Below are 16,687 nucleotides of genomic sequence, written 5' to 3'. Positions count from 1 at the left end.
GATATGGGAGAAGTAAATAGTTTTATACAAAGTATTCCGCTGAATTATTTCATCATTCTATCCACGCTTTTGTTTTGCCTTGGTGTAATGGGAGTTTTGCTTAGAAAAAACGCCATCATCATCTTGGGTTGTGTGGAGCTGATGCTCAATTCTGTGAATCTTTTATTGGCAGCCTTTTCTAGCTATAGAGGTGATGGACATGGGCAAATATTGGTATTCTTCGTGATGGTAGTAGCCGCGGCAGAAGTAGCCGTAGGTCTTGCGATTATCGCGATGCTCTATCGCAATACCAAATCTGTAGATGTAAGTATTTTTAACAAATTAAGAGGATAAGAAAGAATGGAAAATTTGATTTTTGCTATAGTGCTTTTGCCACTCGCTGGTTTTATAATCAACGGGCTTTTCGGGAAATTTCTTCCGAAGAACCTCGTAGGGGGCATAGCAACGCTGGTGGTTTTTACAGCTTTCTGTATCGCCACTTATTTGTTTTTAAATTTTGATAAAACATCTCAACCTATCATTGTAAGAGCCTTTGAATGGTTTAGAGTAAACGGCATTCAGGTGAATTTTGGATTCCAGATTGACCAGCTGTCTCTAATGATGGTAATGATTATTACTGGAATTGGCTCTCTCATCCACCTCTACTCCATCGGTTATATGCACGAGGACAAAGGATTTTATAGATTCTTTGCTTACCTTAATCTCTTCGTGTTTATGATGTTGCTCTTGGTGATGGGAAGCAATTACCTCATCCTTTTCATCGGATGGGAAGGCGTAGGATTGGCTTCTTACTTATTAATTGGCTTCTGGTTCAAAAATGCTGAATATGGCAAAGCCGCAAGAAAAGCTTTCATTATGAACCGTATTGGGGACTTGGGGCTTTTGATGGGTATTTTTATGATTGCCTACCACACCAACGCTTTTGATTATCTTTCTGTAGCTCAAAACGCTTCAAAATTTGAATTTGATGGCTCTATTGTGATTTTCATCTGTGCTGCTTTGTTCATCGGAGCAACGGGAAAATCTGCCCAAGTGCCACTTTACACTTGGCTTCCTGATGCGATGGCAGGTCCTACACCTGTATCTGCCCTTATCCACGCAGCAACAATGGTTACAGCGGGTATTTATCTGGTGGTGCGTTCCAACTTCTTGTATGTTTTAGCACCTACCGTTACAGATGGTATCTTATTCGTTGGATTACTTACCGCATTTTTAGCGGCATTCTATGCGATGAGACAGAACGACATCAAGAAAGTATTGGCATATTCTACCGTTTCCCAATTGGGCTTTATGGTGATTGCTTTAGGGGTGGGGGCTTACACCGCTGCAATGTTCCACCTGATGACACACGCTTTCTTTAAAGCATTATTGTTCTTAGGTTCTGGTTCTGTAATTCACGCAATGGGCGGCGAGCAAGATATGCGTTTTATGGGAGGATTGAAAAAATACATCCCTATCACCCATTGGACTTTCCTCATCGGGACCTTTGCTATTGCAGGGATGCCATTATTCTCAGGGATGATTTCCAAAGACGAGATTTTGGTAGCTGCATGGGCAAAAAATCCAATTTTCTGGGTTATTCTTTTCATCATTGCTGCAATGACGGCTACTTATATGTTCAGATTGTATTATCTTACTTTCCACGGTGAGTTTAGAGGGACAGCAGAGCAAAAACACCACTTGCACGAGAGCCCTTGGAATATGACTTTGCCTCTTATTGTATTGGCGGTGCTTTCCGTTGTAGGTGGATTTATCAATTTGCCACACATCATTGCACACGGAGAGTTTTCCAAATTACAAGCTTGGCTTAGCCCTATCTTGGTAGAAAAAGCCAAAAGCCAACTTCAAGCCAATCTGGAAACCATAGCCGTAAGCACAGAATACATCTTGATTGCTATAACAGTAGCAATGTTTTTCGCAGTATGGTTTATCGTGAAAAATATCTATGCCAATAAAGGGAAACTTCCTCTGGCGGAAGACAACTATACTGGCTGGGAAAAGCTTTCTACTAAAAAACTTTATATTGATGAGCTGTATAACGCTCTATTTGTGAAAACAGTAGAAGGTCTTGGGCGAGGTGGAAAAATGTTTGATAAAAACATTTTGGATAAAGTAGTAGATTTTGTAGGCGATGGTGCTGAAGAAAGCGGTAAGTCTATGAAAAAATTACAAAACGGAAATGTAGAGAATTATGTTCTGATAATGTCTTTAGCTATCGGAATTATATTGTTTGTTAACTTTTTATTACAATAATAATGTCGTACCAATTATTAGCATTATTACTGATACCTCTAATAGGTTCGGGATTGTTGTTCGCCCTGAAAGGTAAGGCGAGCAAGTATATGGCGTTTGGAATTGCTTTAGTACAAATGTTGCTCACGCTATCCATCTTCTGCGGTTTTGATAGTACCCCAACGGTGGATTCTGTGCTTCAACACGAAATCAACTACCCTTGGTCGCAGTTTCTGAAAAGTTCACTGCACTTTGGTATCGATGGGATGAGCTTATTGCTTTTACTTCTTACCAATATTTTGGTTCCACTCATCATCTACTCTTCTTTCAACGAGAAGGACGGATACCAAAATAGCTTTTATGCTTTAATTTTATTGATGCAATTTGGTTTAGTAGGCGTTTTTACTGCTTTAGATGGGTTGCTATTCTATATCTTCTGGGAAGTTACCCTTATCCCAATATGGCTCATTGCTGGGCTATGGGGGCAAGAGGATAAGCGCCTTCAGTTCACAACCAAGTTTTTTGTTTACACTTTCGTAGGTTCATTATTTATGTTGGGTGGCTTTGTGTATATCTATAGCTATGCCCCATCATTTGATGTTACTGATATGTATAATGCAGGGCTTAATCTTACCCAGCAGACGGTAGTATTTTGGTTTGTATTCTTTGCCTTTGCGGTGAAACTGCCTGTTTTTCCGTTTCATACTTGGCAACCAGATACCTATACCTACTCCCCTACACAAGGAACAATGCTCCTTTCAGGGATTATGCTCAAGATGGCGGTGTATGGTATATTCAGATACCTATTGCCTATAACGCCTGATGCCATCGCTGGTATCTCTGGTTCTATTGTACTGATATTGGCAATTGTAGGAGTATTGCACGGTGCTTTGATTGCATTGGTACAGAACGACATCAAGAGAGTTTTTGCCTACTCTTCTTTCTCCCACGTGGGACTGATTGTTGCGGGTATTTTTGCAACTGCTCTAATGGTGATGAATGGTAAATTTACCATAGAAGGTGGCGAAGGTGCCTTGGTACAAGCATTTGCTCACGGATTCAATGTAGTAGGATTGTTCTACTGTGCAGATATCTTGTATAAGCGATTTAAAACAAGAGACATCCGCCAGATGGGAGGTTTAGCCAGAGTAGCCCCAAAGTTTGCGGTATTATTCCTCATCGTGGTATTGGGGTCTGTAGGGCTTCCACTCACCAACGGGTTCATCGGAGAATTTATCCTATTAAAATCTATCTTTGATTATAGTATTTTAGCAGCAATCGTAGCAGGAGTTACCATTATTTTGGCAGCAGCTTATCTCTTCAGAAGTTATGGTAAATCTATGCTTACCAACGGAGATGATGCCACCCTAGCTTCGGCAAAGGATTTATCTACTCCAGAGTTTGTGGTATTGGGAGCTATTGCATTATTGGTGATTCTCTTCGGTGTTTTTCCTCAACCAGTGATTGAATTGGTAGGAAGTTCATTGAGGTTCATTTACCAATCTATGTTGAGCTAATCAACGCCTTTTCATCTCGATGATGAATATTAGAAGTCATAAAATTTAAACTAAGAATATAGAGGTTTTAAAACCTTTTGGTGAAAAAATCTCACATTTCAAATCTATAATATGAGTGTTTTAATTATTGTATTTTTAACGGCTGTAGTAGCATTGTTTACCGGAGTTTTCCAAAAGGGAAAAATGGCGCGTTATGTTGGAATTGCTGGTCTGCTGGCGGCTTTGTACACAAGCTTTTTACCAGAGGCTCAGTTCTTCGCTCAGTATAGCAATATGTTTGAGTTGGATGCCAATGCTGCACTTTTCACCAGAATTGCTTTAGTGGTTACTTTGCTCATCTTCTTTATGGGAGGTTTTGCACTAAGCAATCACAGAAGCCATCAATCCGAACTCTATGCCCTGATGCTTTTCGCACTTTGTGGAAGTATTGTTCTCTTTGGCTATCAAAATCTGATGACCTTGTTCATTGGTATTGAAATTCTTTCTATACCATTGTATGTGATGGCGGGTGCTAATAAAAGCGACCTTCGCTCCAACGAGGCTTCTCTCAAATACTTCCTTATGGGAGCATTTGCTACAGGCTTTTTGCTATTTGGGATTACTTTGGTCTATGGCAGTGCTGGAACTTTTGATTTGAATCAAATAGGTGATTTTGCAATGGCATCTGGGAATGGTGACTTGATGCTGAAACTGGGCATCATCCTAATGATTGCTGCAATGGCATTCAAAGTTTCGCTAGCGCCATTCCATACTTGGAGCCCAGATGTGTACCAAGGTTCTCCTTCGCTAGTTACAGCATTTATGATGAGCGTGGTAAAAATTGCAGGCTTCTATGCGTTTTTCCGTTTGATGACCACAGCGTTCATTGGCGTTTATACAGAATGGAACAACCTCTTGGGAGTACTCATCATCATCACACTACTTCTTGCCAATGCTATGGGATTGGCACAAAGCAATGCTAAGAGAATGCTAGCCTATTCTTCCGTTTCACACGCAGGATACCTCGGCTTGATTTTCTTTGGGATGAATAGCCTTTCTTCTTACAATTTGGCGTTTTACCTTTTTGCTTATGCTATTGCCAACCTAGGGGTAATGATGACTTTAATCTGGGTAGAAAAAATCAAAAGAGAAACCTCTTACAACGCTTTCAAAGGTTTGGCTAAATCTGAGCCATTATTGGCTGTAGTAGGTGCCATCTCTATGCTTTCTATGGCGGGAGTTCCTCTTACTGCAGGGTTTATGGCAAAGTTCACCCTATTTGCACAAGCCATCGACGGTGCTGCTTTCTTAGTATTGATTGCCATTTTAGGTTCTGCCATTTCCATTGCATACTATCTAAGGCTGATTATTGCAATGTTCTTCTTCAAAGAAAGTAGCTTCAAAACCTCTGAAAAGGTAACAATCACCTACAACATTTTGGCAATTTTCATCATCATTACCATCATTGCATTGGGAGTTTTCCCAGATTGGTTTGCCAAGCAATTCTTAAGCTAAAATTAAGACGAAGACCAAAACTAATGTTTGATACAAAAGCCACATAGCGAGTGCTGTGTGGCTTTTCCTTATGATGGATAAACCTACAATTTGCTATATTTTCACATAGCCTTCTTTCTGGTTAAAACCTATTGTAAATCAAAACATTAGTGATAATATAGAATAATCCTGCTTAGTTTCACTAAAAACCTAGCTTCGTTTCATCCAAAACCAAGCTTCATTTTACCCAAAACCTAGCTTCGTTTTGCTCGATTAGAAGCTTCCTTTTTTTTCATACCTTTTCAGAATAAAAAAAAGCGACACAATACTTTCCCACTTATGACTTTTTTCTTTGCTCTTTCCCCTCATTAATTTCACAAAAAACCTTAATTTTGTAGCCCTGAAAAATTAACAACAATAAAAAAATACGCTTAGTGAAAAGATGGTTTCTTTACCCCTTTTCCTTAGGTTATCACTTGGTAGTTAGCATACGAAACGCCTGTTATAATTTAGGGATTTTTAAATCTACAAAATTCAAAACCCCCATCATCAATGTGGGCAATCTTTCTGTGGGCGGCAGTGGAAAATCGCCTATGGTAATGTATCTTGCGGATTTATTATCCAAACAATACCGCACAGGCGTGCTTTCCAGAGGCTATGGCAGGGTAACCAAAGGCTATGGTATTACCAACTATGATAGCAATTTCAAAACTGTAGGTGATGAAGCAATGCAATTATTTGAACGCTTCAAAAACCGCTTTGTGATAGGCGTTTCGGAACAACGAGTGCCCGGAGCCAAGAAAATCATTGAAGATATGGATTTGGATGTCCTCATCTTGGATGATGCTATGCAGCACCGTGCCATAAAAGCGGGGTTCAATATTCTGATGACGGATTATTACGACCCTTATTTCAAAGACTTTGTACTCCCTGCAGGTGACCTAAGAGAAGGCAGAAGCGGTGCCAGAAGAGCCGATGTGATTATGGTTTCCAAATGCCCAGAAAACTTAACCGAAGAGCATAAACAATACTATATTTCCAGAATTAAACCTCTGCACTATCAGAAAGTGTTTTTTTCTACCGTCACTTATGATGAAAATATCTTTGGCAATACACTGCAGAAAACCTTACCTGATAACAATTTGGCGTACTACGACATTTTGCTCATCACAGGGATTGCCAATCCTACTCCCCTGCTGAAACACCTTGCTAAGTTTTCTCAAAAGGTAAAGCATCTCAAGTTTAAAGACCATCATCACTTTACCGAGCAAGATGTGAAAAACATCATTGCAGAGTATAAGAAATTAGGCGAGTACAAACTGATTCTCACCACAGAGAAAGACTATGTGCGTTTAAAAACCTTTGACTATCTCAGAGAGTTGGTTTATTATTGGCCTATCAATATTGAAATTGATAAGAAAGAAGAGTTTAATCAAATTGTTTTAGACTATGTTAGAAAAAATTAAACAAACTGCAGATTACATCAGAAATATTATTCAAGATACACCTGATTTCGCCATCGTATTAGGCTCTGGTCTAGGGGCATTGAAACACGAGGTAGATGCTATCCATACTATTGATTATAAGGATATTCCCAATTTCCCTCAGACTACAGTAGTAGGACACGGCGGAAAGCTTATCTATGGTACTTTGGAAGGTAAAAAAGTGCTGATGATGAGTGGCAGATTCCATTATTATGAAGGACACGATATGAATACTGTGACTTTCCCATTCCGTGTATTTCATTTGTTGGGCATTAAGAATCTTATCGTTTCTAATGCTTCTGGTGGAGTAAATCCTAACTTCAAAGTAGCTGATATTATGATGATTTCAGACCACATCAATATGATGCCAGAGCATCCGTTGCGTGGTAAAAACTTAGATGAATTTGGACCTCGTTTCGTAGATATGAGCGAGCCTTACAGTAAGAAAATGCTGGAAATCGCTGAAAATGTAGCCAAAGAAGCCAGCATAGATTACCACAAGGGCGTTTACCTTGCCCTGCAGGGGCCTACCTTTGAAACCCCAGCAGAATACGGAATGGTGCGTGCTGTGGGAGGCGATGCGGTAGGTATGAGTACTGTACCAGAGGTGATTGTTGCCAAACATCAGGGGATGGATTGCTTCGGGATTTCCATTATTACCGATGTGGGTGGGCCAGAAATTGCCTACACCGTTTCTCACGACGAGGTTTTAGCCGCTGCAGATAAAGCAATGCCAAAAGTAATTACCATCGTAAAAGGCTTGATTAAGAATTATTAATGGCTAATGGTTAATTATCAATTGTAAATTATTAATGGTCTAATGAGGTTTGATATTCGATGTTTAAATCGTTCAAAATTAACAACTAATCATTAACCATTAATAATTTACAATAACCACTGTTCCCAGCGTGCAACACCGTAAAATAATCCATATTGATATGGATGCATTCTTTGCATCGGTAGAGCAGCACGATAATCCTGAGCTGCGTGGAAAACCCGTATGTGTGGGTGGCGGTGAATATGGTGTAGTGGCAGCCGCAAGCTACGAAGCCAGAGCCCACGGCATCCGCTCTGCTATGCCTGGTAAAATGGCACTGAAAAAATGCCCTCAACTCATTGTCATCAAACCAAGATTCCAGCGATACAAAGAAATTTCCCAACAAATCCGAGATATCTTCTATGAATATACCGATTTGGTAGAGCCTCTTTCCTTAGATGAAGCCTATCTAGATGTTACCGAAAACAAAAAAGGAATGACCTCTGCTAATGAAATCGCAAGGGAAATTCGTCAAAAAATATTTGAAAAAACAGGGCTCACGGCTTCTGCAGGAATTTCCATTAATAAATTCTTGGCAAAAGTAGCCTCAGATTACCATAAGCCCAATGGACAAAAAACCATCCATCCCAGCCAAATCCATAGCTTTATGGAGCAATTGCCCATAGAAAAATTCTACGGCATAGGGAAAGTGACTGCCAATAAAATGCACGAAAAACATATCTTCACGGGGAAAGACCTGAAAGAAAAATCCTTGGAAGAATTGCAATCGCTATTTGGAAAAGCTGGAATTTACTACTACAATGTAGTGAGAGGGATACACACCAGCGAGGTAAAACCCGTGAGAATTGCCAAAAGTGTAGGGGTAGAAGAAACCTTTTGGGATAATCTCTTGGACGAAGAAGCCGTTTTTCATCAGTTGCAAAACATTAGTGAGCAGTTAGAACATCGCATCAGTAATAAAAACATTAAAGGCAAGACCCTAACTCTGAAAATCAAATACAAAGATTTCTCCGTTTTCACCAGAAGTAAAACGCAAGAGTTCTACTACGAAAATGCCCAAGACTTCTACGAAACTGCTCTAAAACTATGGGAACTACGCCCTTATGACAAGCCCATACGCCTTTTGGGGCTTTCCCTATCCAACCTCAATACGCAGGAACAAAAACAAATCTCCATACAGCTCAAGCTTCCCTTTCCAGATTTTTATTGACAGAAAGGGTTATTCCCTAAAAAGATAAAAAAATTGCATTTCTACATTTCTTATCATACATCAATGAAATCTAATATTTTAGTTTCTAAATTTGCACCATCATTTTTTATAACAAAAATCAATTAGCATTATGAAAAAACTTTCAGTATTAGCACTTTCTGCTGCTTTATTCATCGTTTCTTGTAAAGAAAACAAAACCGATAATGTAACTACTGCTACAGAACAAACCGTGGCAGAACAAACAGGAAATGCGTTTACCGTTAATAGCGATGCCAGCTCTATTCTTTGGAAAGCTTACCACAAAGGTGGTCTTAATCCTAGATATGGTACTACCAAAGTATCAGGGAGCCTTTTCGCTGAAGCATCAGGACTTACCTCTGGGGAATTGGTATCAGACATCAATACCCTAACTACAGACCCTGCAGCCGTAGATCCTGCAATGAGCGATGGTAAGACCTCTGCAGACCTAGATGCACACCTAAAATCTGCTGATTTCTTCGATGTTGCCAAATATCCTAATGTGAAATTTGCCATCACTAAAGTAGAAGACCTTGCCGCAGGAACCGATGCCAGCAAAGTAGAGGGAGCTAATAAAACCGTGAGTGGTAACCTTACCATCAAGGATAAAACGGTAAATGTAACATTCCCAGCAAAAGTAGATGTTACCGATAGCCAAATAAGCGTAGTATCCAAAATCACCATCAACAGACAAGATTGGGGATTGGCTTATGGTACAGAAGGTGCCCCTAAAGATTGGATGATTTCACCAGATGTAGATTTGGAAATCAACATTGTAGCGAATAAATAATAATGACTTTTCGATACCACAAAGAAGTCCGCCCCGATGGGTGGACTTTTTTATTTTCCTTTTCTTGGCTATTTCCGTGAAAAGTTGTACCTTTAAGGGAGGAAAAACAAATCACTAAAAACCTTTAATTATGACACGAATTATTTTGCCAGTTGATTTTTCTGATTCTACAGATAAATTGCTAGACGGAGCGGTAGATTTTGCAAAAAAAACCAATGGTAAACTACACCTTATCCACGTAACACCATCGGACATTGGCTTCGCCATCGGAGATATGGGGTTTCAGTATTTTCCAGAGGTAGAGCAAAATGAGATAAAAGAAGAATTGCTACAACTCAATACCTTGCAGCAACGCATTATTGCCCAAGGGGTAGACTGTGAGCATTATCTGAAACAAGGCATTGCCAAGGATATTATTTTGGAATATGCCAGAGATAAAAATGCCGATTATATTGTAATGGGCTCCCACGGGAGAAGTGGTATCTATGATGTTTTTGTAGGAAGTCTTACCAAAGAACTTACCAAGACCTCTCCTATCCCAGTGCTGGTAGTCCCTTGCCACGGTGATTAAATGATTGATTACTTTGTCCAAATAAAAATACCATTCGCAAAACTTGCAAATGGTATTTTTTATCTTTTTACAATCCTCAGGATTTATTAATCTCTTTTCATAATGCTAGGATCGTAGTATGGGCGGATCTCTTTAGATGGAGACTTGTACTGCTTATCCTTATTATTTCCCAAAGGAACGATAAGCTCCCAACACCAATAGATGAACAATACCGATGCCACGATGAAAAGAATCCAATTGAGTACATATCCAAAAATATCGTAGAAATTGAAACTCCACTTAAATAGATCGCTCAAGAATAACCAGAAAGATGTCATTGTTTTCCTTTTTTAAATTAACTTTGCACAAATTTATAAAAAATGTTTAAATTACTTTCAAAAGAGAGCAATATTTTTTCAATTCCAATTTATATCATTTTTCTTCTGGGTATCGTTATTTTATTTAATGTATTTAATTTCAATTATTTACATTGGATTTCCGCGGTCATTATGTTTTTCGGGGTTGCCCTCGCTTATTTCGTTTTTGATCAGATTGACCTCACCTATCATACCCACTTACCTTTATTTTTATATACTTTTTTCATTTTTGCATTTTATCCCAATCATTTGGACATTGGCATTGCGATGTCTTTGCTCACCAATTCTTTTTTATTACTGCTTCTCACTAAGCCAGAAGGAGATTTCAGCAAAAGTTCTTATGTCTTGGTAGGTTCTATTTTAGCGGTCAATTATATCTTTCTGCCCACCACTTGGCCAATGCTCTTATTTGTTTTACTGCATATTGTAGCCACTTCACGGCAAATTGCCCTCAATATTTTCAGGTTATTTTTAGGGTGGGCTATGGTATTTTTATCCTACTTATCCTTAATGTTTTTCATAGGTTATACCACCTTTGATGAGGCCTATCTACCGATTCATATCGGAAAGACCTTTACAGACCTTACACCACTCTATAGCCTGGTGCCCATCTTGGTAATGATGATTTATGCCGTTATAGACCACTTTAATCACTTTAATGAAAAAAGTCCTATTAGCCGATTCAAATACACTTTTCTCTTGATTTTCACGGTGGCTCAGCTCATTACCATTGTGCTGTATATGGGCAATCATTACCAATATCTATTGCTGATGGCTTTTCCCGCTAGCATTATCCTAAGCCGTATGCTGAGGCATTTTCCTAAATATTGGATGCAAGAATTGGGGCTGTGGGTCATTTTAATCTGTTTAATAATTTTTAAAACATCATATTTTTCAATTAGTTTATAATTTAATATACAATGATTCAAATAGAAGATAAACTTATCTCCGAAGACATTTTCTCTGAAGAATTTGTCTGTAACCTTTCTAAATGCAAAGGTGCCTGCTGTGTAGAAGGCGATGTAGGTGCTCCTTTGGATAAGGAAGAAACCCAAATTTTAGAAAACATTTTTGATAAAGTAAAGCCTTACCTCCGCCCTGAAGGCGTTAAAGCATTGGAAGAGCAAGGGACTTGGACCATAGATCCTATGGATGGTGATTTTGTAACCCCAATGGTCAACGGTGCCGAATGTGCCTATGTGATTTTTGATGAAAAAGGCGTTACCAAATGTGGCATAGAAAAAGCGTATGAAGAGGGTGCGGTAGATTGGCAAAAACCCATTTCTTGCCACCTCTACCCTATCCGCATCACAGAATATTCTACCTTCACGGCGCTCAACTATCACGAGTGGAATATCTGTAATGATGCTTGCCAACTGGGAAAAGAGCTGAAAGTACCCGTTTATCAATTTCTAAAAACACCGCTAATAAGAAAGTATGGCGATGCATTTTATACCGTTCTTTCTGAAGCTGCCGAAGAATGGGAAAAAGAATTTGGGGCAAAATAGTTTTAATCCAGATAAGCTTTTGAAAAGATATTTCGTAGTTTAATTTGTTGATACATTATCAATTGACGAAATTTCCAAAAGGTATTTATAAAATCTATCCCATTGGAATGAAAGCTTACGGCTTAAAGCCTACTGCGTAATAATATGTAATGATAAAAAACTCCCCGATTGACTTCAATCGGGGAGTTTTATCTATTGAATAATTCTTATTTTTTCAATTCTTCCAAAAACTCATCGTGAGAGATGGCAGTTTCTTTTTTAGTTGCTTTTTCCAAGATGGCATCTTTCAACTTAGTCATCGCTACTTCAGAAGAAATCTGTCTTACTTGCTCTTGCTCTTTCAGCATTTCTACCGCATATTTTTGGATTTCTTCCTCTGGAAGGTGGTGGATACCGTAGATTGCCAATTGGTTTTTCACAAGTTGCTCTGCTTGAGCCAAGACGTCTGCATAGTCTATCTTGATTTCGTTATCGTTCATCAATTTACCTTCGATGATCTGAGCTTTCACTTGGTTTTTCTCTGCTTCAAAGATTTCTTTAGCTTGCTCTTCGCTTTGGATGTTTGGATTAGAGAACATTAACCATTTCACAAGGAATGCTTCTGGTAATTTTACCTCTTCTTTTTCGTTCACTTGCTCCAAAATCTTGTTTACAAAGTGAACATCCGCATTCTGCTGGAAGTATTCATCTAATTCAGTTTTTACTTTGTTTCTCAATTCCTCTTCAGATGAGATATTACCTTCTCCATATACTTTATCGAACAACTCTTGGTTGAGTTCGTGTAGATTAAGTTTATAGATATCCAATACTTTTACTTCAAGCTCATCGTGGTGCAGGTGCTCTGCTTCTGCTTTTGAGAATCCAAGTTGCTTTGCCAATTCTTCATTAGCCTGAACATCTGCTTTAGAAACTTTTACCGTTTCTTCTTTTTTCAATTTCTTTACCAGCTCGAAAACTTCTTTAGTTTCATTGTTTACAGAGACTGTTTTTGGATGGTGGTTGTGCTCACCTTCTGCATTTTCTTCTACGATTTGCGATACCTGAAGTGTTACAAAAGAATCTTTACCGATTTTCTCTTGTTCTTCTCTTTCTGCAAATCTTTTTTGCATATTTTCAATGCTTTGGTTGATTTCCTTATCAGAAGCTTCTACCTTGAAATAAGGTGCTTCATATTTCGCTAAATCAACTTTAAAATCTGGCTCATAGCCTACTTCAAAAGCTACAGAAATCTGCTCTGCATTAAGGTCTAAATCATCAACTGGAACTGGTACAGGCTGTCCTACCAATCTTAGGTTGTTCTCTTGTACATAGCCGTTCAATGCTTCAGAAACTTGTCTATTGATTTCATCAAAAGAAGCAGGAGCCTCGTATTGCTTTCTCACCATACTCATTGGCACTTTACCTTTTCTAAAGCCAGGAATCTGAGCATTTTTAGCATAGTGATGTAGCTGCTTTTCTACTTTGTCTTTATAGTCAGCTTTGTCTATTGTAACTGTAAGTAATGCACTTACCTCATCGTGATTTTGTGCTGTAACCTTCATTATATTAAAATATTGTTTTATTAAATTTTTTTTGATGGGCAAAAATAGGAAATTTTAATTAAACTAAGCATTTAATTCTTAGTAAAAACTGCAAAAATTATCTTTTTATGAGAAGTTATTTTCCTTAAACCTCAATTATGCAGTAGGCTTTAAGCTGTAAGCAATAACATCATTTCCCGCTTGGAATGGTGCTAAACTTAGCAATTTTTTTTTAATTTGGCTAAAGCCTTTTGGATAAATTATCTTAGAAGTCGGGTTAAAACCCGACCCTATTGAAAGAAATAAGCAAAACTTTAGTAACCCTATTTCCACGCAAAATAAAACAAGAAAACAATAAAACTTACCATCAGAAAGGGTTTTTAATTTGGCTAAAGCCACTTAGGACAACCCCATTAAAAGTCGGATTAAAAGAGGTCGATTTTCATCAGTTTTTTTTTCAAAATCACCTAAAAATAGAAGTTGTGCAACGGTCACCGATGTTAGCTGTAGTCATAATTTTTGTACTTTTTAAAAGTAAAATTTCATTCCGCCTGTTATGTAACCGTGCAAAGCTGTTATGGAAGCTTCTTCTATTCCTAGCAAACTTACGGAACTATTAATATACCTAAAAGAGTTAAGATTCAGAACATTATTGAACAATACATTGTACTCAAAAGCCGAGTTTTCTTTTCTGTAAGAAATTTGCCCTCCTAAAAGAAAATTCTTTAATGTATTTTGTTGTGTTTTTTGGATGAGATATTCACCGAGGATATTTCCAATCCATTCTTTTTTGATGGTTGTTCTCAAACCTAAAGATAATTTTAGATTTTGTTGGTTGGAAAATGTCTCGAACAAACTTTGCTCAAAAAATGCTTTCGTAAAAGTATATCCGAAATCAAATTGCACAGGGATTTTTTTGAAATTGGAAGATAGTTTTTGTCCGATTTCTATATTCTTTAGCACAACTATCCAAAATTTTTAAAATAAAAGTTGCCTGAGAATGTCGCATATTTGAAAAGCTCGAAACTAATTGATGAAATCCCAAAGCCTCGAAGAACGAGACCTCCCCGATGAAAAAAGACCACGACATTCTCAAAAATGAAATCATCGTTTTGACTTCCAATAAGGCGGTAGAAATCGATATTAATCAAGGAAATTGCGTTAAAAAAGATAGCAAAAAAAATACTCGAAAAAACACTTTTTGACAGAGATAGTCCTGCACTACAAACAAGAGGCTGTCCGAAAAGTTTGACCAACCGTGTGAGAATTGAATATTTGAATACCCTTTAGAAGGGTACGAGTAAAATTATCAAAAAAAAGAGCTGTCCAAAACTTTTCGGACAGCCTCCTAATGATAATTATAGTCCTGTACCAAAAGCACCACTACCTGTAGTAATCCCAGCACCTCCGTAGATGTAATACCATTTGTATTCTCCTGCGGAGTTTTTCATACAGAATCCGAAGGCTTCTGTTTGGTTACTATTAATAGTTACTGTGCCAAAGTTCATTGTTCCTGTAGTCGTAGCATCACAGGTAACAGAAGTTGTAGTTGCTAATTTTACAGTGTTGGTTACTGTTTCTCCTGTTTTCAGTACCCCATCTCTATCTACGGTTACCACTCTATCTGCTGTAGCGGAAGTATTAGCTAAATCTCCGAAACGGATTTTTCCAGCTTCTGTGTGGATAGCTCTATTAAGTGTTTCTCCTCCTGTTACATCTGCTATATAAAGACCGTAATTGTTAGTTGGTTTCGTTGCTGTCTCCGTTATTACTGCGGATCTTGTATAAATACCGTACATATCATTATATTTTGTTTTAGTATTTAAAGTAATATTATTATGAATACCTGCCATATAGATCCCCTCCCCTGAATTTTTAGAATTATTAAAAGAAGATATTTGAATTCCATTATAATTTTTAATCAATGTATTATCAAAACTTGCTGATTCAGAACCAAAAAAACCAGCTGCTGAAGAATCCACCATAGCACCTTCTGAACTTTGAAACTGAATTCTATTGAATGAAGCACGAACTAGATTAGAAGAACCTGTTCCATATACCCCTACCGTGGATAAATGACCTGTCACAAAGTTACTAATATGTCCGTTTCCAGTTCTAACAGCAGAAGAGCTAGCCGCAGCATTAACAATGCTACCGCTTCCAAAGAGATTAATCTCTCTACCTAAATTATAAAAAGATGTATAATCGTTACTATTGTCTAAAGGTACATTAATATAATTGACATCACCTTGAATATGAGGAACTGTTTCTCCTGAAGACACGGTCATATTAGCACTAGACATACGCTTATAAGTAACACCTGTACCATTAATATTTTTAGAAATAGGCATGTTTTTCGTTTCCGTATATGTATAGTTTCTATATCTTTCTTTTTCATCTAGGGTTTTTATTTTTTCTACAACACTAACTGATGAATCATTAGCCATAAACTCTAACTCCCTAATATTTTGCTCATCATCAATATTAACTAATTGTCCAGTTTGTATATCATAAAAAACTTTATTCTTAAAATCTCCACTTCCGCTTCTCTTTAGGTTAACCCTATTGGTATCCGCATCGTATACCCACTCGGAATCATTGGTATCCAAATGTTTTACCCATTGTGTACCATTGTAGTGGTAGAAGCCTACAGCATCTATATTCTCTACTCTTGTATCCGCTGCTGTATCTGTACCTGTAGTGTAGGTAGTAGCCTCGTTTACATAAACTAATGTAGAAGTTTCTGGGTTAGCCATTTTTGCTACTCTTTCTTTGCTCAATCTTGGGATTAAAAGCCCCTCATTGGTTGTTCCTGTGAGGTTGACTGTACTAGGCTGAACCTCCAATGTTGCTTTGGGATTCATTGTGTTAATCCCTACTGTTCCCTCTTGGGCGTGTGCCAATACACTTGCCAACACGAAGCTAGATGTAATGATCTTTTTCATCTCTTTTCTTGTTTTTAAAAATTAATAATTAAGTTATTACGTTGTTGTTTGTTAATATTTTTCTTTATTCTTGTAAAATCAATCCCACATAGACATCTCTGCACACAACTTTTATTAAACATTTTAAACACGAACGAAAAATCAGATTTTTCCTTCTCGAAATGTCCATTAGTGTGGGATTGATTAGTTTTGAAAAGGGAAATATTTCCCCGTTTATATTCCGTAAAAAATAGAAGTCCTAACACCTCTAACCCTTTTATCATATTGTTTCCCTTTAGGAAACAG

Annotated in this window: 16 protein-coding genes; 11 read left to right on the top strand and 5 right to left on the bottom strand. The window is 37.8% G+C overall.

The window, feature by feature from the left end; translation table 11 throughout:
- Positions 1 to 3: 3 nt before the first annotated feature.
- The 9 genes from nuoK to ACFFUE_RS07625 all read left to right on the top strand — a co-directional run bounded on the left by nuoK (position 4) and on the right by ACFFUE_RS07625 (position 10,073).
- The gene (nuoK, locus tag ACFFUE_RS07665) at positions 4 to 333 is read left to right on the top strand and encodes an NADH-quinone oxidoreductase subunit NuoK (RefSeq protein WP_327984135.1); all 330 of its coding nucleotides are present in this window, start codon (positions 4 to 6) and stop codon (positions 331 to 333) included.
- Positions 334 to 339: 6 nt separating this feature from the next.
- Entirely contained in the window at positions 340 to 2,253 is a 1,914-nt protein-coding gene (gene nuoL / locus ACFFUE_RS07660; protein WP_376834141.1) for an NADH-quinone oxidoreductase subunit L, read from the top strand.
- Between the two features lie 2 nt (positions 2,254 to 2,255).
- Positions 2,256 to 3,749, top strand: coding sequence for a complex I subunit 4 family protein (locus tag ACFFUE_RS07655; protein ID WP_376834139.1), 1,494 nt, complete (start codon positions 2,256 to 2,258; stop codon positions 3,747 to 3,749).
- Between the two features lie 111 nt (positions 3,750 to 3,860).
- Positions 3,861 to 5,243: an NADH-quinone oxidoreductase subunit N gene (locus ACFFUE_RS07650; RefSeq protein ID WP_376834137.1), complete on the top strand. Its 1,383-nt coding sequence runs from the start codon at positions 3,861 to 3,863 to the stop codon at positions 5,241 to 5,243.
- 413 nt (positions 5,244 to 5,656) lie between these two features.
- Positions 5,657 to 6,688, top strand: coding sequence for a tetraacyldisaccharide 4'-kinase (lpxK, locus tag ACFFUE_RS07645; protein ID WP_376834135.1), 1,032 nt, complete (start codon positions 5,657 to 5,659; stop codon positions 6,686 to 6,688).
- Entirely contained in the window at positions 6,672 to 7,484 is an 813-nt protein-coding gene (locus tag ACFFUE_RS07640; RefSeq protein ID WP_376834133.1) for a purine-nucleoside phosphorylase, read from the top strand. Before lpxK ends, ACFFUE_RS07640 begins: the two co-directional genes overlap by 17 nt.
- A 160-nt stretch (positions 7,485 to 7,644) precedes the next feature.
- On the top strand, positions 7,645 to 8,694 hold the full coding sequence (dinB, locus tag ACFFUE_RS07635; RefSeq protein ID WP_376834130.1) for a DNA polymerase IV: 1,050 nt from the start codon (positions 7,645 to 7,647) through the stop codon (positions 8,692 to 8,694).
- Between the two features lie 130 nt (positions 8,695 to 8,824).
- On the top strand, positions 8,825 to 9,502 hold the full coding sequence (locus tag ACFFUE_RS07630; protein ID WP_376834128.1) for a YceI family protein: 678 nt from the start codon (positions 8,825 to 8,827) through the stop codon (positions 9,500 to 9,502).
- 130 nt (positions 9,503 to 9,632) lie between these two features.
- A complete protein-coding gene (locus ACFFUE_RS07625) occupies positions 9,633 to 10,073 on the top strand; it encodes a universal stress protein (protein WP_376834126.1) in 441 nt (146 codons plus the stop codon).
- A gap of 86 nt (positions 10,074 to 10,159) precedes the next feature.
- Here the strand turns inward: ACFFUE_RS07625 and ACFFUE_RS07620 are convergent, their stop codons facing one another.
- Complete coding sequence (locus ACFFUE_RS07620) at positions 10,160 to 10,390, bottom strand: hypothetical protein (protein ID WP_376834124.1); 231 nt, start codon at positions 10,388 to 10,390, stop codon at positions 10,160 to 10,162.
- Positions 10,391 to 10,432: 42 nt separating this feature from the next.
- On the opposite strand from ACFFUE_RS07620, the gene ACFFUE_RS07615 reads away from it, so the two are divergent.
- Both ACFFUE_RS07615 and ACFFUE_RS07610 read left to right on the top strand, forming a co-directional pair.
- Positions 10,433 to 11,338, top strand: a complete 906-nt coding sequence (locus ACFFUE_RS07615) for a DUF6427 family protein (RefSeq protein WP_376834122.1) — start codon at positions 10,433 to 10,435, stop codon at positions 11,336 to 11,338.
- 11 nt (positions 11,339 to 11,349) lie between these two features.
- On the top strand, positions 11,350 to 11,937 hold the full coding sequence (locus tag ACFFUE_RS07610; RefSeq protein ID WP_376834120.1) for a DUF3109 family protein: 588 nt from the start codon (positions 11,350 to 11,352) through the stop codon (positions 11,935 to 11,937).
- Between the two features lie 206 nt (positions 11,938 to 12,143).
- On the opposite strand, the gene ACFFUE_RS07605 is transcribed toward ACFFUE_RS07610, so the two are convergent.
- The 4 genes from ACFFUE_RS07605 to ACFFUE_RS07590 form a co-directional block, all read right to left on the bottom strand.
- Entirely contained in the window at positions 12,144 to 13,478 is a 1,335-nt protein-coding gene (locus ACFFUE_RS07605; protein WP_376834118.1) for a trigger factor, read from the bottom strand.
- Positions 13,479 to 13,613: 135 nt separating this feature from the next.
- On the bottom strand, positions 13,614 to 13,856 hold the full coding sequence (locus ACFFUE_RS07600; RefSeq protein ID WP_376834116.1) for a hypothetical protein: 243 nt from the start codon (positions 13,854 to 13,856) through the stop codon (positions 13,614 to 13,616).
- Positions 13,857 to 13,985: 129 nt separating this feature from the next.
- The gene (locus ACFFUE_RS07595; protein ID WP_376834114.1) at positions 13,986 to 14,420 is read right to left on the bottom strand and encodes a hypothetical protein; all 435 of its coding nucleotides are present in this window, start codon (positions 14,418 to 14,420) and stop codon (positions 13,986 to 13,988) included.
- 395 nt (positions 14,421 to 14,815) lie between these two features.
- Entirely contained in the window at positions 14,816 to 16,402 is a 1,587-nt protein-coding gene (locus ACFFUE_RS07590) for a phage tail-like protein (RefSeq protein WP_376834112.1), read from the bottom strand.
- Positions 16,403 to 16,687: the final 285 nt, after the last annotated feature.

It is taken from the genome of Bergeyella porcorum, assembly GCF_042427575.1.
Lineage (GTDB): Bacteria > Bacteroidota > Bacteroidia > Flavobacteriales > Weeksellaceae > Bergeyella > Bergeyella porcorum.
Note: the sequence above shows the minus strand (reverse complement) of the source record. Positions and strands in the feature narration are given on the sequence as shown.